Annotated in this window: 14 protein-coding genes; 9 read left to right on the top strand and 5 right to left on the bottom strand. The window is 38.8% G+C overall.

The window, feature by feature from the left end; translation table 11 throughout:
* The first annotated feature begins 106 nt into the window (after positions 1-106).
* Genes QUE09_RS05315 through QUE09_RS05305 form a run of 3 tightly spaced genes read left to right on the top strand, consistent with a single transcriptional unit; the run spans position 107 to position 3,312 of the window.
* On the top strand, positions 107-1,726 hold the full coding sequence (locus QUE09_RS05315) for a methyl-accepting chemotaxis protein (RefSeq protein ID WP_286235164.1): 1,620 nt from the start codon (positions 107-109) through the stop codon (positions 1,724-1,726).
* Between the two features lie 24 nt (positions 1,727-1,750).
* The gene (locus QUE09_RS05310; protein ID WP_286235163.1) at positions 1,751-2,890 is read left to right on the top strand and encodes a porin; all 1,140 of its coding nucleotides are present in this window, start codon (positions 1,751-1,753) and stop codon (positions 2,888-2,890) included.
* Between the two features lie 11 nt (positions 2,891-2,901).
* A complete protein-coding gene (locus QUE09_RS05305) occupies positions 2,902-3,312 on the top strand; it encodes a type 2 periplasmic-binding domain-containing protein (protein ID WP_286235162.1) in 411 nt (136 codons plus the stop codon).
* A gap of 110 nt (positions 3,313-3,422) precedes the next feature.
* Here the strand turns inward: QUE09_RS05305 and QUE09_RS05300 are convergent, their stop codons facing one another.
* Positions 3,423-3,899 carry a hypothetical protein gene (locus tag QUE09_RS05300; RefSeq protein WP_286235161.1) on the bottom strand — a complete coding sequence of 159 codons (477 nt, stop codon included), beginning with the start codon at positions 3,897-3,899 and terminating at the stop codon, positions 3,423-3,425.
* Between the two features lie 426 nt (positions 3,900-4,325).
* On the opposite strand from QUE09_RS05300, the gene QUE09_RS05295 reads away from it, so the two are divergent.
* Positions 4,326-5,330 (top strand): Gfo/Idh/MocA family protein, encoded by a 1,005-nt coding sequence (locus QUE09_RS05295; protein WP_286235160.1) that lies wholly within the window; start codon positions 4,326-4,328, stop codon positions 5,328-5,330.
* Positions 5,331-5,520: 190 nt separating this feature from the next.
* On the opposite strand, the gene QUE09_RS05290 is transcribed toward QUE09_RS05295, so the two are convergent.
* A complete protein-coding gene (locus QUE09_RS05290) occupies positions 5,521-6,945 on the bottom strand; it encodes a serine hydrolase domain-containing protein (protein WP_286235159.1) in 1,425 nt (474 codons plus the stop codon).
* 443 nt (positions 6,946-7,388) lie between these two features.
* On the opposite strand from QUE09_RS05290, the gene QUE09_RS05285 reads away from it, so the two are divergent.
* A complete protein-coding gene (locus QUE09_RS05285) occupies positions 7,389-8,216 on the top strand; it encodes a MipA/OmpV family protein (protein ID WP_286235158.1) in 828 nt (275 codons plus the stop codon).
* A gap of 46 nt (positions 8,217-8,262) precedes the next feature.
* Here the strand turns inward: QUE09_RS05285 and QUE09_RS05280 are convergent, their stop codons facing one another.
* Positions 8,263-8,838 carry a carboxypeptidase-like regulatory domain-containing protein gene (locus QUE09_RS05280; protein WP_286235157.1) on the bottom strand — a complete coding sequence of 192 codons (576 nt, stop codon included), beginning with the start codon at positions 8,836-8,838 and terminating at the stop codon, positions 8,263-8,265.
* Between the two features lie 466 nt (positions 8,839-9,304).
* Here QUE09_RS05280 and QUE09_RS05275 point away from each other — a divergent pair, with 466 nt between their 5' ends.
* Positions 9,305-9,892 carry a TetR/AcrR family transcriptional regulator gene (locus QUE09_RS05275; RefSeq protein WP_286235156.1) on the top strand — a complete coding sequence of 196 codons (588 nt, stop codon included), beginning with the start codon at positions 9,305-9,307 and terminating at the stop codon, positions 9,890-9,892.
* Between the two features lie 120 nt (positions 9,893-10,012).
* A complete protein-coding gene (locus tag QUE09_RS05270; RefSeq protein ID WP_286235155.1) occupies positions 10,013-10,609 on the top strand; it encodes an MlaC/ttg2D family ABC transporter substrate-binding protein in 597 nt (198 codons plus the stop codon).
* A gap of 83 nt (positions 10,610-10,692) precedes the next feature.
* On the opposite strand, the gene QUE09_RS05265 is transcribed toward QUE09_RS05270, so the two are convergent.
* The gene (locus QUE09_RS05265) at positions 10,693-11,256 is read right to left on the bottom strand and encodes a lipid-binding SYLF domain-containing protein (RefSeq protein WP_286235154.1); all 564 of its coding nucleotides are present in this window, start codon (positions 11,254-11,256) and stop codon (positions 10,693-10,695) included.
* A 618-nt stretch (positions 11,257-11,874) separates the two neighbouring features.
* Positions 11,875-12,819, bottom strand: a complete 945-nt coding sequence (locus tag QUE09_RS05260; protein ID WP_286235153.1) for a LysR family transcriptional regulator — start codon at positions 12,817-12,819, stop codon at positions 11,875-11,877.
* Between the two features lie 177 nt (positions 12,820-12,996).
* On the opposite strand from QUE09_RS05260, the gene QUE09_RS05255 reads away from it, so the two are divergent.
* Complete coding sequence (locus tag QUE09_RS05255) at positions 12,997-14,178, top strand: efflux RND transporter periplasmic adaptor subunit (RefSeq protein WP_286235152.1); 1,182 nt, start codon at positions 12,997-12,999, stop codon at positions 14,176-14,178.
* 8 nt (positions 14,179-14,186) lie between these two features.
* The gene (locus tag QUE09_RS05250) at positions 14,187-17,351 is read left to right on the top strand and encodes an efflux RND transporter permease subunit (RefSeq protein ID WP_286235151.1); all 3,165 of its coding nucleotides are present in this window, start codon (positions 14,187-14,189) and stop codon (positions 17,349-17,351) included.

Here is a 17,351-nt window from a genome sequence, read left to right as displayed (position 1 = left end):
ACCTTGATTGTAACTCAAACACTATATTCGCATTTTAAAAAATGACTACTACAATCAAATATATAAGCATATGTATTCGATGTAAAACATGGAAAGAGACTAATAAATGATTGCGCTAAATAAACTAACAATACGATTTAAAATACTCATGATCCCCGTTGTCGGTACAATTGGCTTTTTAATTTACCTGTTAATGAGTGTGACGGCTATGTCACAAATTGTGAATCAACTAGAACGTGCCTATGCCGTTGAATACAAATACCTAGAAAGTGCTAAATTTGCACTAACCCACTTAGATAAAATTAAAGAAACCTTAGGTAATGCTGTAACCATGGGTGAGCAAGAAATGCTCGACACCGCCGATGGTTATGCCAAAGACCTGAAGGAAAACTTAAAGCAAACTGCTGCGATTGATCCTACACATGCTTCTGTTATCAATAAAGTGTTAAAAGATTTTGATAGTTACTACCAACAAGGGTACAAACTTTCAAGTGAGATGGTAGATGGCACTATTGATTTTGATACACTCAGCACGCGCTCAACGGAGATGGCAGACAAGCTTAATGCGTTACAGTCAGAATTACAGCAATTTAAACAAAATAAAAACCAAGCATTTAACGATGCATTTGAAACGGTAAATAGTAAAGTATCATCAACAACAACCGTTGGTATAACTATCGGCATTATTACGATTATTGTCTTGTTTAGTGTGGCGCTCCCGATCACAACGTCTATCAGTAATAGCCTTAAAAATGTTATCGCGTCATTGAAAAATATCGCCCAAGATAATGGCGATCTTACCGTACGATTACAAACAACAAGCCAAGATGAAATTGGCGATCTTGTTTTTTGGTTTAATAACTTCATTGAGAAACTGCAAGATGTGATTAAAAGTGTTGTTGATACGGCAATGCCACTAGCGAATACCGCCAATAATATACAACGACTTTCAAATGAAACCATCAGCTCTTTTAACCGTCAAAACGATAGTATTGCTGCTTCTAAATCGTCAGTTGAAGAAATGAGCCATAGCGTAGACACCATTACGTCGAATGCAGCAGATGCAGTAACTTCAGCGCAAAACGCGAACCAAGAAGCAAATAACGGTAAAGAAGTTGTAGATAAAACAGTGATAGAAATCAAACAACTGGCAGACGTAATAAAACAATCCTCAGAAATAATTAATCAATTAAATGAAGATACAGAAAAAGTAAATGTTGTACTTGATGTTATTAAAGGTATTGCCGAACAAACTAATTTACTCGCATTAAACGCCGCAATTGAAGCCGCACGTGCAGGAGAGCAAGGTAGAGGCTTTGCCGTAGTAGCAGACGAAGTACGTGGACTCGCATCGCGCACACAAGAATCGACCGAACAAATTAATCAAATGATAGAGCAATTACAAAGTGCTGCTCGCAACGCGGTAAGTACCATGGAAACGTCGATAACAGGCGTGGAAAGTAGCGTAAACAGCGCCAATCAAGCGGGCAATAGTTTACTGGAGATCACAGAGGCAATTAATATTATTTCACAAATGAATGACGAAATAGCTAACTCCACTCAACAACAAACATCAATTTCAGCCGTTATGGTTGATCACGTAGATGAGATTCAACAATGCGCGCAAGACGCATCGAATGCAACAACAGAAATTGCATCCGTGAGTGACGAACTCACAGGGCTCGCAACTAAGCTCGAACAAATCGCATTGCAATTTAAAGTTTAGTGCTAAACATGATAGGGAACCACTATGAAAAAAACGCTCATTTGTCTGGCGACTATTAGCGCCTTAACGTCATCCGTTGCTCACGCGGATATAACATTTAATGGCTTTGCTTCTGTTGTAGGCGGTATGACAACATCTAGCAAAGATAGGTTATATGGCTTTGATGATAATCTAGATTTCAAACAAGACTCACTTTTTGCTCTGCAAGCTTCTAGCGACCTAGAAAATGGTTTAGGCGTTACCCTTCAACTAACGGCAAAAGGCGCCGATGATTGGGATCCAGAGTTCAAATGGGCCTATGTCAGCTACGATGCATCAGATGAATTTCGCATTCTCGCAGGTAGGCAAAGAGCACCTTTTTATATGTACTCTGACTATTTAGATGTTTCCTATGCCTATCCATGGATTTCACCGCCTAAAGGTGTTTACGATCTCATTTTTGACACCTTCGATGGTCTTGGTGGTATATACACAACTTCATTTGGCCGCGTTGACGCAACATTCCACGGTATATATGGCAGAAATACAGACGAAATAGAAGCATTTGGTCAAAAAGCCAAACCTGATGTTACCGACTTAACGGGTTTGTCATCTACATTTGTTTATGACTGGTTAACACTAAGAGCCAGTTATTTTGTTGCTGACGTATCTATCCCCTTGAACGATTTTCAAACACTTTCTGCAGCTTGGTTACAAGCTGGTTTTTCAGATATTGCAAGCAATGTAGCAGTAATGGAAGACGATTCATCATTTTTTGAATTTGGCTTCCAAATGCACTTTGATCAACTGCAAATTGTTGGTGAATATACAAACCTTGAGATTGAAAACTCACCCTTGGTTGAAGAGGAGTCTTACTATGTAATGGCGGGTTATCAATTTGATCGTACCTTATTTCATATCACATATGGTAAAGACGACAATACATTAGCAAACTTTACCTCTGCTGCTCCTTATGGTGTTGCCACATCACTTGATATATTAAAAGCGACCACTGAAGGTGTTATTGCAAGTCAATTGTCAAAAGAGAATTATATTACCCTAGGTTTACGATATGATTTTCATGATTCAGCTGCGGTAAAATTTGAATACACCGATTTTGAGAATGAAACTGATAGTAGCTATGATGCGGGGTTATTCCGTATGGCACTAGTTACAGTATTTTAAAGGAGAAAACCATGAAAGCTATACAAACATGCGTCATTCTTTTTATCTGTACTATAAGCTTTACCTGTTTTGCAGATGTGTCAGTTATTGTTCATCCAAGCAATAGCAGCGCAATTACCGAAGACGACATAAGTCGAATGTTTTTAGGCAAGAACAAGTCTTTTGCCAATGGAAATTCTGTAGACCCCGTCAATGCTAAATATGGCAATGGTGCGAGAGAAGAGTTTGAAGACAAAGTCCTTGGTAAAAGTAAGTCTCAAATGAAAGCCTATTGGTCAAAATTAATTTTTACTGGTAAGGGAAAGCCTCCTAAAGAGTTATCTTCTGATGAGGATATTATTGCCTTTGTCGCAAGTAACCCCGATGCAATAGGTTACGTAGCAAGTGATAAAGTTAATGACAAGGTAAAAGTTATCAAATAAACGCCACACGAAATAGCAGCGACGCAATTTTCGAGGTAACTTAATGACAACTCTTTTGAAATATAAAGTGTTGTCATTTTATTTTCTATTCGATAATAAGCGTTTTATTGTTAATCTTTATTTACCACTCGATGACTTAGACTGCTAACAGCATAAGCCTTATCACCCGAGTTCATTGTACTTTCAGCAACAAATCCCAAAAGAACATCTTCATTATTTTCACAATCAGGTTCGGGGTTTGGCCCTAAGTCACAAGGGTGCACTAAATAAACATCAAATTTTTCTCCAACTGCTTCTAATAAACCAGGCAATTGGTTGAAAAAAATTCTACGTTTATTATCCGTTGTCATTTGCTTTGATATAAAAGAGATTACCTCTTCCGAAGATTGCAACGATTTACCTTCCATAGGTTTGACTAAACAAGCATTGCTATTAATAACTATTTTAGGAATATTGTAATTTGAATATGTACCATCTTTCTGTGACCAAGCCTTTATGGTCATTTTTCCATCTTCGCATGGTTTAGCGTTAACATGAAAAGACAGCAAAAATAGCACTGCACTTAATGTAAATAAAAGTCGTAACATTTTAATAATTCCTTCTATATTTTAAATAATCTATTCAGTTAGATCCGAATCACTACTTATTGTAGTACATAGGTAGTGCATATCCCCCTATCACTTGTCATTAAAATCAACTAATATCAATCAGGTAGAATTAACATAAATTTTATGCCGATAGCGTTTTAGCAACATCCATAAAAATTAACATAACACTAAATTCACTCGCTTTAAATAAATGAGATGTCTATTAGTTGTTGAGACAAGTTTCTGGAATTTAACTCTGCATTAATATGGCTTCGTAATCGTAATAAGATAATTTTACTTTGCGAGTTCGAAAGCAAAATGTCGACTCTAAATACAGTTAAACCATGTTGAATACACACGCTTTCTGTGAAAAATTATAACAACAACCATTACTCAGCCACCTAATCAAGGAAATTAACAAAAAATATGATTCGAATAGCGACGATAGGCTCTAATTTCATCACAGAACAGTTTTTAGATGCAATTAAACATACCAACTTGTTCGATATCGCCGGTATTTACTCTCGGAGTGAGAAAAAAGCTGAAGATCTAGCCTCCAAGCACAACGCAAGTTTTACACTCAACAGCTTAGATGAATTAGCAAATTGTTCAGAAATAGAAGCTGTGTATATTGCTAGCCCTAATTCGTTGCATTTTGAACAAACGGTTCAAATGCTAAAAGCAGGCAAACACGTTATATGTGAAAAACCGCTCGCTTCTGATTTTCAGCGAGCTAAAGAAATGTTTAAGATTGCTGAAGAAAACAATGTGGTACTTTTTGAAGCATTTCTCACAGAGTTTTTACCTAACTTCAAAGTTGTTCAAAATAGCCTCGATAATATTGGTAAAATCACGCAAGCACACTTAACTTTCTGCCAATACTCTTCTCGTTATGCCAAATATATCGAGGGTGAGAAGCCGAATACTTTCAATCCTGCTTTCGCAAACGGTTCAATCATGGATATTGGCTACTATTGTGTTGCAACTGCCGTTGCATTGTTTGGTGAACCAAGGTCAATAAAAGCGACAGCAAACCTTTTGGATTCAGGTGTTGATAGTAATGGACAAGTCATTTTTGTGTATCCTAAATTTTCCCTTGTCGTTACACACTCAAAAGTGAGTAACTCATTTGTTAACAGTGAGATACAAGGTGAAAATGGTTCCATCCAAATAAAAAGCATATCGCAGATGGAGCAAGTATTGTTGTGCAAAAAAGGGGAGCCTGAAATCGATCTGACTGAAGTGCAACACAACAATAGCATGTACTACGAAGCAATAGCGTTTGCAACATGGGTGAAGTCGGGCGAGATGAACGCAAGTAAAGTCGCTAGATCTTTATCGGTAGCGAAAATACTTACTGAGATACGACATCAAACAAATGTTGTTTTTCCCACTGATAATCAAGTGAATATACAGGAAGTTCCTAAATAGCGGTCATTTTAGTTTCACATACTGAAGTGCCCAGATTTAACTGGACATATTTTTATTGAGTTAATGTTAGATCAACGCAGAAGTAGGTAAACGTGTGTCAGTTCAAGTGCGTGTATTGTGCCAATAGCGGTCTATCAACCTAAATCAATAAAGGTTTGTAATTGTGCGAATCTCACCGTTATTTCAACGCTTATTGGTTGATTTTAGGATGCAAACCACCTTCATTAAGTATTGATATAATCTGACCTTTAGAATCCCGATTAAACTGGATTCTTTCGCCTTTCAGTTTGCCGTCTTCAACCAATTCAAAGGTATCTTGTTCTACGTGCTGGTACTCATATAACGAATATCTGAGTGAATCGGCTGGTAAATAAAGTAAAATCAAGCCATTGGCCCATTTCCCGACATAGTATTCACTATTCCATGGATTTAGATCGTAAAAACCTTCATATTGTGCAAGATCAATGGTTGGCTTAGTATTAGTAGGAATTATTGCACTGCGATCTATGATTGATTTGATATTGTTGATGTAGACAAGGGCGCGTACCTTGTTTGCTGAAGCGGTAAAAGCATAAGCTTCTTTGTCTGTTACATTCATTTTGATATAGGAGTGATAGCCGGGACACATACCGCCATGCTGCGCCCATGTATCACCACTTTTATCTTGTCTAACTTCGTACCCTAATCCACGGAACTTGGTCACGTTGCTGTGATTGGTAAGATACATTTGTGCGAGTGTGGTTGAGCGCATTAGCTCTGCGTTTTCACTTTCAACTTCTCTAAATTGCCACATGGCAAATTTTGCAAGATCTGCTGCATTAGACGAAATTCCCATCGCAGGTTGCAATGCGTTTGCTTGATAGAAGTTTGCTTGTTGTCTTTTACCATCACGATTAATAGCGGTATAGCCAATCGCGTGTTTTTTACCGTATTGTGTTTTCTGCATTTCCACTACAGAGTCATTCATAGCAAGGGGCTTAAAAATTTCAGTTTCTATATAATCTTTATAGCTTTTACCTGATACTGCAGTGATGATTTGACCAAGCAACGCATAGCCTACGTTACTGTAGTTTTCTATTTTGCCAACAGGATTGTCTGTTTGTTGCTGGCTTAGACTTTTATAAAATTCATTTTCCGTAGGGAAGTTGTGATCTGGGCCACTCCAATAGCTATGATTGGTGTCTCTAGGAACACCTGAAGTGTGGTTTAGCAAAGAACCCACTGTGATATCTTCGCTCTCACTAAAGGTTTGTTTTAGCGCAAGCTGCGGCAGTAAGTCGAAAACTTTTTGATCTAGACTCAATTTTCCTTGGTCAGCCAACTTCATGATAGCGGTAGCGGTAAACACTTTTGACGTAGAGCAAATACTTGCAATCGTATTCTCATCTGCTGCTTGGGTTGCAGGCCAATCAGTGCTGCCATATGCTCCACTCCAAAGGACTTTTTGATCTTTGACGTAGCTACCCGAAATGTATGGGATTTGCTGATAATCCATCTGAGACTCTATCCAGACATCAATTAATCTTTTAGCGTCTTGATGGAGTAGGGTTGTTTCTGAACTGACAGCGGGAATAGCTGCCATGCTTAGTGTAAATGCAAGTAGTAGTTTTTTCATCTTAACTTGTAATGTATTAATGTTGTGACCAATAGTTTAGGTATATAGTCGTTCATTCTTTAGATTTAGTTTGATTTAATTTCACTTAATACTAGTCCACGCGCTTCACCGATGGCTACACTGAGTGAAATCCATAAACCTACATTGTTTGTTGCTACGCTAAGTACAGCTCCACCTGCGCCACCAATTACAACTCAGAGTTCTAAACGTTTTTCTTGAGTTTGGGCGACTCATTGCAACTGGAATATAAAATAAGTGCAGAAAAAATGGTTTTCCAAGGTCCGCTCCTCGCTCCTTCCGGTAGTCGCCAAACTCGGCTGTTCGACCTTTTAGTGACATCACGATATCAAAAGAGAAAATATAAAAGTAATGGTGAACCATTTCCTCCTCGAATTCGTATCGCTATTTTAATAACAACCCCTTGAATAAATTGAATACGTCATATGAAAAAATTTATATTTTTAGCCGTTTTATTGCTTATACAAAGTACCTTTAATAACGCAGTAATAGCACAAGAAAATAAACCTGTTTTAGTTCCCCTTCCATCTATTGATGATTTCACTAAAGGTGAAGATGGCTGGGCGTTTGGCTTAGGGCTGGGGATTGAATATGAATCCGCTTACGAAGGTTCAGATGAATTGGGCTTTGAAGCACAGCCTGCTGGTGCTGTGCAATGGCGCAGTGGTGATAATATTTATTACTTTGCAGGAGAAGCATTTGGCTGGCGAGGACTACTCAATGGCAAATGGCTATTAGGTGCCTTGATTGGATTTGAAGAAGGCCGAGAAGAAAGCGACTCTGACGATGGCAGATTAGATGGTCTTGGTAATCAAGAAGAAGGCTTTGAGTTGGTTTTACAAGCTCGTCGTTCATTTACCCCTGATTGGCGTTATTGGTTAGTTAGTCGTTTCGTTGCCAGTGAAGAAGGGAACTTAGCTTTATTCGGTGTTGGCCGTCGATTTGGTGAACAAACTGACGGCACAGGTTCTGAAGTTAATTTAGTTTTCGTAGTACATGACAGTGACTACGCTAATAAAGGATTTGGTATTGATGCCATGCAATCACTATCATCAGGCTTAGACGAAACTAAATTAAGCGGTGGATTACGCTCAGTTGGTATTGACTATAATTACCGAAAAAACATAAACAGTGATTGGCAAATATATGGTGAAGCACTATTTGAATATTTCAGTAGTGAAGTCAGAGATAGCCCTATTGCACGCAGTGATTACGAAGCTGAGGTAGGTATTGGGGTTATTTATAAGTTTTAGTTTACCCTAATGCTTTTTAGGTAAATTAGATTAGATAAATGAAAACTTACCATGATAAATGGGCAACCATATCGCTATCCTCTGAACGCGATGAGAATGACCAATCATTACGTTCACTTGAAGATGCTAAACCCGGCAATCCATCTAATGAAAGTAAAGGATCTGCACCTCCACCGACAGCACCTCGTAATGCCTCTCTATCTAGGTAAATATTTGAACCTGAACCTGCTTTCTCAGCTTGTTGTGCTCGTACCTCAATCACCTCAATATTTTGTTCATTTAGCTCGAACTCGACTTTCATATTCTTGCGAGTAACGACACGAATGCTCGGCTCATAAAGTGAAACAAAGCCATTTTTGTTTAATGTTAACGCGTATAAACCCGGATCAAGCAAATCAACAACAATACGCCCTTGTTTATCAGTAGTTAGTGTTTGAATTGAAGCGGTTTCTCGCTCTTTAAGAGTAACTTGTACGTTCGAAAGGGGTCGAGCTGTTTTTTGCGAAGTCACGATAATAGTTAGTGCGCCGGGAGCCTCTGCTGCGTAGGAAAACAATGGCAAGCTAAAAACGACTCCCCATAAGGCCAGCAGCCACGATAGTTTATCAACTTTCCAGCTCATAATGATGCTCCTCTATTTGATAGCCATAACACTCGATTCAATTGCTTGCTCATATCGTCTTCCTCCAACATTTAAGCAAATTAAGTTGATGAGATATTAGCAAATCTAATGTGACTAAAATGTCACCATAAAATGGAAATAAAAGGGCTAATAAATAGTGGGATACTAAATAAAAAGTATTAAATAAATCCGACTTGGGTAACATTTTAATATCATTATCGAGCTAACTTGGCTTGGTCATTTTTATGAGCGTAAATGTCCTTAGTTCGCTTATAGCCGAACAGAAGTAGAAGCCAATAGGAGAACTTAAGTCCCCCTATTTAAGCAACAAGCAGAACTACCCTACCTAAACCATTATGCTCTAACCTCTACAGCTTATAAAACTCCAAATGCTAAGCGTTAAAATAACGCTTGAACAAACCAGTTAGTCGGTTACAATAAAATAGCTTTATACTGAGGTTTATGTATGAGAGATGCTGAACAAACACGTCAACGAATATTAGAAATTACCGCTGATGAAATTCATCAACATGGATTTCAAGCCACAAGTTTATCTACTATTTTAGCACGTTGTGAAATATCTAAAGGCGCGTTATACCACCACTTCGCCAATAAACTAGAACTCGGTTATGCTGTTTTCGAAGAAATATTCACACCAATGTTTCTAGCGACCTGGCAACCTGCTGTTGAAGCTGCAGATCCTATCGATGGCTTATGCAATTTTTTCCATGAAGTATCACAAAGCATGAGCTGTGAAGATATTATTTGTGGTTGCCCTGTCAATAACTTATGTCAAGAAATGTCAGGTGTTGATGAAGGCTTTAGATTACGTGTACTCAACATGCAACAGAAATTAAACCACCTTATTGCCTTTAATTTTCAGCGCTTTTCATCATCACTTCGCTCTGACTTAGACTTTAATCAAATAGCCTATTTTGTTGTTTCAAGTTTTCATGGTGCCTACAGTTTAAGCAAAAGCGCAAAAAATAAAGAGTTATTCGATAAAGTCGTAAACGAGTTATGCCTATACCTCAATAACTTACGTAAAAACTAGCCCTCAATAGTGTTAAAAAATATAACTTAAAACTAAATTTTTCATAGAAAAACATTTACAGACCGAGCGGTCGGTATGTAAAATACACACCATATTATCTCTTATGTTCAAGGATCACTCATGAGATTCGCTTTATCGATTTTTATTTTACTGTTTAGTTTAGCTGCCTCTGCACAACCAAAGTTGACACCAAAAGATGTGATTCATCAAACAGGTGATAAGCTTTTTTCTCGAATCGCAACAAGCCAAGCCGAGTTACAAAAATTTCCAGAGTTAATGCGTAATATCGTAGAAGAAGAGTTAATGCCTGTTGTTGATTACCGCTATGCCGCATTCAAAATATTAGGTAAGCATGTTAGAAAAGCCTCAAAAGAGCAGCGCACAAAATTTGTTTCGTCTATGAAGCATTACCTAGTTCGTACTTACGCAACTGCACTTAACCAATACAAAGATCAAAAAGTAACTTATGGTCAATCTAAAATTTCAAAAAGCGGCAGAACGGCATCTGTTGATGCCTTGATCACCGAAGATGGTAAACCAGATATTCATTTAACTTTTCAGATGCGTAAAAACAAAAAAACAGGACAATGGAAAGCATACGACATGATCGTTGAAGGCATTTCATTACTTAGTAGCAAACAAGCTGAATTTAGTTCTCGCATCAGTAAACATGGTATTGACCAAGTCACCGTTGAACTCGCATCCCTTAGCAAGTAAACATGTTAAATTACTTATCTCCCACTCATGGAGCTTAGCCAGTCACTACGACTGGCTTTTTTTTAAACTAAAGTAATTTGAAGCTAATTGAGTTCTTTATCTACCCAGAACTTAGTCCCCTTTATTGTCGCTTGTAACGCTAAACCTGCTTCAGTCAAGGTGTATACGGTTACATCACCATAATAAGCTTCACCTTCAACTGAGCCACCTTTATCACCTGCTTTTGCTGCAGCATCGGCATTACCGCCAAACGTCCAACCATTATTAATAAAACTATTCATCGCATTTTCTGTATGAAATACCATAACGATACGATAATCTTTTACGCCTAAGCCAAGCCCGATACCGCCTTCAGCCATATTCATGTATGTATTTTTCTTGGTTTTCATGTTTTTTACAACGCCATAACCTGTTCCTGCCGCCATAAAAATTAAATTAATATTTGCATTTGAAAACACCGCATAACCAGGCGCGGCATTGATCTGATCACGTGTATCTGGCTTCTTCTGATATAACTGGGTGAGTACTTCATTTTTCATCTTAATAATTTGCTGCTGTTTTTCAGCCTTATTTCCAGTGCCCATTGATGCACAGGCAGTTAAAAACGTAAGCACTATTACGGTAAACAATGTTTTTTGAGTTATCATCTTATTTTCCCTTAATTTTTCTATCATCTTTAGCCTAACCTACTTTGCTTATTTCTTCGAATTTGACGTGCTTGTAAGCGCACGATTTATTGTTAACTCAAAACCACCTCCTATGTTGGTGGTGATCGTTCAGTCGGTGTTTTGCCTGTAAAGCTTAGCTTTAACAGTATTTATTAAATTGTTTTCAAGGATTTCATAATGCTAAATTGCTGTAATGAAGTTTCTCGTCATTTAACGATAGGTATGATGTATGTCGATTCCCTTTGAAGCGATAACAGCCATTATTTTTTAAGAAAGTAATGCTTGTCAGCCAAGGATGGCTGACACTGACGAGCGGTGGGACGAGCATTTGTCAGAGAGGCATGACAGTCTAAAAATATGGCTGTTAGTGTTCGCTGAACGGGGCGATGAGGGAGTTGTCAGAGGGAAACAATCGATTTTTCCCTCTGTCGTGCTGTCGGCACCCCGACAATATAACGAGAGATAAACAATAGGTGAAATTATTTTAGGATAACACTCAGTTAAAACTGAAAGGAGTAAGCTCCCCTTCAGGAGCCGAGTCAAAGCAACCTGAAATGAAGGTGGATTATTTACATAGGAGTAGTAAATTACTCAATATTATCCTTGATACATGTGTTCAAAATTTGGAATATTTTTTTCCCATATTGGCTTATCTTTACCAATAAAATCACGCACAGCATCATAAAATAAGCGCGTTCTAACGGGCAAGTCTCTGTGAGGATAAATAGCGTACATTTCACGGTAGTTTAATAAGTTTACGTCAGTTAATAACGGTATAAGTTTTCCGTTTAACACTTCATCACCAACAATAAAAGCGGGTGCAATCACAAATGCACTTCCTGATAATGCTTTCAACAATAACACTTCAGCATCATTTGCACGAAAAACACTATTAATTTTTTGAGTTACTTGCTCACCTTGCGCATTTTTATACTCAACCTCGGTGACACGAATAGTAGCGTTGGTGTAGCTCGCAGCCGGCAAAGACTCAAGATCAGCCATTTTTTCAGGCATACCATAGGTTTCAATAAAATCAGGTGACGCTAAAATAACTAAACGATTACGTGCGAGTTTTCGGGCAATTAACGATGAGTCCTTTAGTTCTCCAACCCTGAAAGCTAAGTCAATTCCTTCTGCAACAATGTCAACTAAGGTATCTCCTAGAATCAGTTCAACCTCCACCTGCGGAAAGCGTTTTTGAAAATCGTTGATAACGGGTTGAAGGTATCGTTTAGCAATGATCGTTGATGACGTTATTTTTATCGTACCTCTAGGCTCTAAATGATAGTTTTCTGCCATTCTAATTGTTTCACTGAGCAATTCTCTTAACTCAGTTGCCTTTTTAACCATTTCAGCACCCGCTGCTGTTAATGAAAATGATCGTGTAGATCTATTCAATAATCTTACCGACAGCTCATCCTCTAATTTACTAATTTGTTTAGAGATAACTGAACGATCAATATTTCTACTTTCGGCAGCATTAGCAAATGATCCACGCTCTACCACATCCAATAACATCAACAAACGGCTAGTAGTATCCATAGTTTAACCCCAAATTACATTGGTGCCATTTTGGCACTAATGTAATTAAAAAACCACTATATTTAATCATCAATATCGAGCGTATCATTAATACATATTTTACCCAATGACCAAATAGCACTCTTGACCTATGCGTTACTCAGCATTTTATAGTTCTCGAAAACATGGAGATAAACAATGAAAAAAATTCTTATTTTTACAGCAATAACCAGCATCATTATTGCTGTAAGTGGCTGTACCGATGAAACTGCACAACAAACACAGAAAATGCCATTACAACCCATTGATGTTGCTAAAGTACTTATTGAACCGGTACAAAACTGGCATGTATTTACGACACGTTTAGAAGCACCTGAAGAAGTTTTATTACGTCCTCGCGTATCCGGTACTATTGAGCAAGTAGCATTTAAAGAAGGTGATACAGTTAGCAAAGGTGAACTTCTTATTCAGCTTGATGATCGCCCTTTTGCCTCTGTTGTTGCAAATCTTAATGCACAAGTATTATCTGCAAAAGCCGCTTTGCAACAGGCAAAAAGTGAGGCAAAGCGGGCAAAACGTTTGTCTGAACGTAAAGCAATATCAACCGAACAAGCTGAATCCCGTACGTCAACCTTACGTCAGCGCGAGGCTCAGTTAGCCGCGCTAAAAGCACAACTTGATTCTGCAAAACTAGACTTAGCCTTTACAACAATAAGGTCACCTATTGATGGCGTTATTTCACGCGCAAATATTACACGTGGAAATACAGTAAGAGCCGGAGAAAGTGTCTTAACGTCTATCGTTTCAAACGACGAAATGTACGCCTATTTCAACATTGATGAACGCACGTGGAACAGTGCTTTTGCTCAAGTTACCGCGACGAGTAAACAACCGGTATTAATGCAAAAAATCGGTCAGGAGGACTTTAAACATCAAGGCTATATCAACTTTATTGATAACCAAATCAATGCTTCAACCGGTACATTACAAGTTAGAGCTGTTTTTGAGCAAACGAATGCTCGTGAAGAAAATCGCTTAAGAGCAGGGTCTTTTGCACGTATAAAACTGGCAGCAAGTGATGTTAGAGATCGAGTTATTATCCCTGAAAGAGCGATAGGTACTGATCTGAAAAATCGCTTTGTACTTACCGTTGATGAGAATAATGTTTTGCAATACAAGCTCGTTGAAATTGGCGAGCGTTACGGCACATTACGCGCAATAACGTCAGGTCTTAACGCTAACGACATCATCGCCGTAAATGGTCCTGCTCGCGTTGGACCAGGTATGCCTATTCGGCCAAATATTACCAAGATAGAAACAAATAATACTGCTTTTACGATGGCCAGTGCTGAGCAAGCTAATCTCGTTGCTAAATATTAGGATTAACAATGAATTTTTCACATTTTTTCATTAAAAGACCCATCTTTGCGTCAGTATTATCCTTGGTAATTCTGATAGGTGGTGCAATCTCACTCTTCCAGTTACCTGTTAGTGAGTATCCAGAAGTTGTGCCGCCCACAGTAGTTGTTACCGCCAACTATCCTGGCGCTAACCCCACTGTCATCGCACAGACGGTAGCTACACCTCTTGAACAAGAAATAAATGGTACCGAGAACATGTTATATATGTTCTCACAAGCAACCAGTGATGGGCGTATGACGTTAACTGTAACGTTTGCATTGGGAACAGATTTAGATCGCGCACAAGTACAGGTGCAAAACCGAGTCAACAGTGCATTGTCTAGATTGCCTCAAGAGGTACAGCGCTTAGGTGTTGTTGCGGAGAAATCTTCGCCAGATCTCACCATGGTTGTCCACCTGTATTCTCCAAATAAAACACATGACACTACATATTTATCTAACTATGCAGATATTTACATAAAAGACCAAATTGCTCGATTACCTGGCGTTGGCGATGTGCAGTTATTTGGCGGTGGTCAATATTCAATGCGTGTATGGTTAAATCCTGATGCACTAGCGGCGAGAGAATTAACAGCCTCAGATGTTATAAACGCCCTTCGTTCACAAAACCAACAAGTTGCCGCAGGTAGTTTAGGCGCACAACCCGCAGCAAACGACAGTCAATTTCAAATTTTACTTAATGTTAAAGGTCGGTTAGCGAGTGCAGAGGAGTTTGAAAATGTTATTTTAAAAGTAGGTGAACAAAAGCAAGTAATTCGCTTAAAAGATGTCGCAAAAGTCGAGTTGGGTCAAAATACTTATGCTTTACGTGCCCTACTTGATGGTCAACCCGCATTAGCAATGCCTATTTTCCAACGCCCTGGTTCAAATGCTATTGAGCTATCTGATCAAGTAAGAACAACCATGGCACAACTTTCAACCGCTTTTCCTGATGGCGTGGAATATGACATTGTGTACGATCCGACAATATTTGTCCGTGATTCAATTGATGCGGTAATTACCACATTGTTAGAAGCAATTGTACTTGTTGTTATTGTTGTCATTTTGTTTTTACAAACATGGCGAGCATCAATTATTCCTTTAATTGCAGTGCCTGTATCGCTCATTGGTACTTTTGCAGTAATGCAATGGTTAGGTGTCTCTATCAATACGTTGTCGCTTTTTGGTTTAGTGTTAGCAATTGGTATCGTGGTGGATGATGCCATCGTCGTCGTTGAGAACGTTGAACGAAATATCGAAAAGGGGTTATCACCCGTCGAAGCTACACGTGTAGCAATGACAGAAGTAACAGGCCCGATTATTGCGATTGCTTTGGTATTGCTTGCCGTTTTTATACCGACAGCCTTTATATCGGGATTATCAGGTCAGTTTTACAAACAATTCGCCCTTACCATTACTATTTCTACTGTGATTTCTGCGTTTAACTCTTTGACGTTATCCCCTGCACTCTCGGCATTGTTGTTAAAGTCTCACGATGAAAAACCAGACGCATTAACACGTTTACTTAACAAACTCTTTGGCCGTTGGTTATTCACACCTTTCAATAAATTTTTTGAGCGTGGCGCACAAGGCTATCAGCGTTTAGTTAAAAAGCTCATCCGCATGAGTGTTATCGTTATTGCAGCTTATGTTGTATTGCTTGGTGGAACGTTTAAATTATTCGAGACAATACCTGGTGGCTTTATCCCTGCGCAAGATAAGCAATACCTCGTCGCAATTGCGCAGCTTCCTGACGCAGCAAGTTTAGATCGTACGCAAGATGTTGTTGTTGAAATGGAACAAATTGCACTTAAGGTGCCTGGCGTATTGCATACTGTCACATTTCCGGGGTTATCTGTTAATGGCTTTACCAATAGCCCAAATAGCGGCATTGTGTTTATCGCATTAGACGACTTTAACAATCGTAATGAGCCACACTTATCTGCTGGTGCTATTGCAATGCAATTAAACCAACAGTTTGCTGCAATTGACGAAGCATTTGTCGCAGTATTTCCACCGCCCCCTATTCAAGGCCTGGGCACAACGGGCGGCTTTAAGCTTCAAATTGAAGATCGTGATAACAAAGGGTTTGAAACATTATTTAATAGTCTACAAACCGTTATCGCACAAGCACAACAAGATCCGGCGTTGGTAGGCTTGTATTCAAGTTTTCGCATTCAAGTACCTCAAATGGATATTGATATCGATAGGGAGCAGGCCTTAATACAGGGTATTCCACTTGATGAAGTCTTTGACGCACTACAGATTTACTTAGGTTCTTTATATGTAAATGACTTCAATGCTTTTGGCAGAACTTATCAAGTAAATGCGCAAGCAGATGCAGAGTTTCGCCAAGATCCTGCACAGATCTTAAACTTGAAAGTACGTAATAGACAAGGTGATATGGTACCACTTGGTTCAATATTAACGGTTACTCCAACAACAGGGCCAGACCGTGTCATGCATTATAATGGTTACCCGAGTGCCGAACTTAACGGTAGTCCAGCACCAGGCTATAGTTCTGATCAAGCACAACAAGCTATAGAGTTAATTCTTGCGCAGCATTTACCAACGGGTATTGATTACGAGTGGACAGATGTAACCTACCAGCAAATTATCGCTGGCAACACCATGGTATATGTTTTTCCTTTAGTAGTGCTATTAGTATTCTTAGTGCTCGCAGCGCAGTATGAGAGTTTACGCCTGCCACTAGCGATCATCTTAATTGTACCGATGACTATATTTTCCGCCTTACTTGGTGTTTGGTTTGTTGGCTCTGATAACAATATTTTTACGCAAATAGCACTGATTGTTTTAGTAGCCTTAGCGTCAAAAAATGCCATTTTGATGGTTGAGTTTGCCAAAGATCAACATGAAAGCGGTATGATACAATTTGAAGCAATTATTGCGGCATGTCGACTCCGATTAAGACCTATATTAATGACTTCTATTGCCTTTACTGCAGGTGTCGTTCCTCTTGTTCTAGCATCAGGTGCAGGAGCTGAAATGCGTCACGCAATGGGGAACGCAGTATTTTCAGGCATGATTGGCGTCACTATATTTGGTCTATTGTTTACACCAATCTTTTATATGTTGGTGACCAACAAAGAAAAACACGATCGCCATCACGACAAAGCAATGGGGCATAAATAA

This window comes from Thalassotalea sediminis (assembly GCF_030295915.1).
Lineage (GTDB): Bacteria > Pseudomonadota > Gammaproteobacteria > Enterobacterales > Alteromonadaceae > Thalassotalea_C > Thalassotalea_C sediminis.
This window is presented reverse-complemented; position numbering and strand designations above follow the sequence as displayed.

What these genes read in the sequence shown, in the direction of transcription:
- QUE09_RS05305 (WP_286235162.1), top strand. Translation starts at nt 2,902, where the DNA reads ATGAAAGCTATACAAACATGCGTCATTCTTTTTATCTGTACTATAAGC.
- QUE09_RS05270 (WP_286235155.1), top strand. Translation starts at nt 10,013, where the DNA reads ATGAGATTCGCTTTATCGATTTTTATTTTACTGTTTAGTTTAGCTGCC.
- QUE09_RS05290 (WP_286235159.1), bottom strand. Translation starts at nt 6,945, where the DNA reads ATGAAAAAACTACTACTTGCATTTACACTAAGCATGGCAGCTATTCCC.
- QUE09_RS05285 (WP_286235158.1), top strand. Translation starts at nt 7,389, where the DNA reads ATGAAAAAATTTATATTTTTAGCCGTTTTATTGCTTATACAAAGTACC.
- QUE09_RS05275 (WP_286235156.1), top strand. Translation starts at nt 9,305, where the DNA reads ATGAGAGATGCTGAACAAACACGTCAACGAATATTAGAAATTACCGCT.
- QUE09_RS05295 (WP_286235160.1), top strand. Translation starts at nt 4,326, where the DNA reads ATGATTCGAATAGCGACGATAGGCTCTAATTTCATCACAGAACAGTTT.
- QUE09_RS05250 (WP_286235151.1), top strand. Translation starts at nt 14,187, where the DNA reads ATGAATTTTTCACATTTTTTCATTAAAAGACCCATCTTTGCGTCAGTA.
- QUE09_RS05260 (WP_286235153.1), bottom strand. Translation starts at nt 12,819, where the DNA reads ATGGATACTACTAGCCGTTTGTTGATGTTATTGGATGTGGTAGAGCGT.
- QUE09_RS05300 (WP_286235161.1), bottom strand. Translation starts at nt 3,899, where the DNA reads ATGTTACGACTTTTATTTACATTAAGTGCAGTGCTATTTTTGCTGTCT.
- QUE09_RS05310 (WP_286235163.1), top strand. Translation starts at nt 1,751, where the DNA reads ATGAAAAAAACGCTCATTTGTCTGGCGACTATTAGCGCCTTAACGTCA.
- QUE09_RS05255 (WP_286235152.1), top strand. Translation starts at nt 12,997, where the DNA reads ATGAAAAAAATTCTTATTTTTACAGCAATAACCAGCATCATTATTGCT.
- QUE09_RS05280 (WP_286235157.1), bottom strand. Translation starts at nt 8,838, where the DNA reads ATGAGCTGGAAAGTTGATAAACTATCGTGGCTGCTGGCCTTATGGGGA.
- QUE09_RS05315 (WP_286235164.1), top strand. Translation starts at nt 107, where the DNA reads ATGATTGCGCTAAATAAACTAACAATACGATTTAAAATACTCATGATC.
- QUE09_RS05265 (WP_286235154.1), bottom strand. Translation starts at nt 11,256, where the DNA reads ATGATAACTCAAAAAACATTGTTTACCGTAATAGTGCTTACGTTTTTA.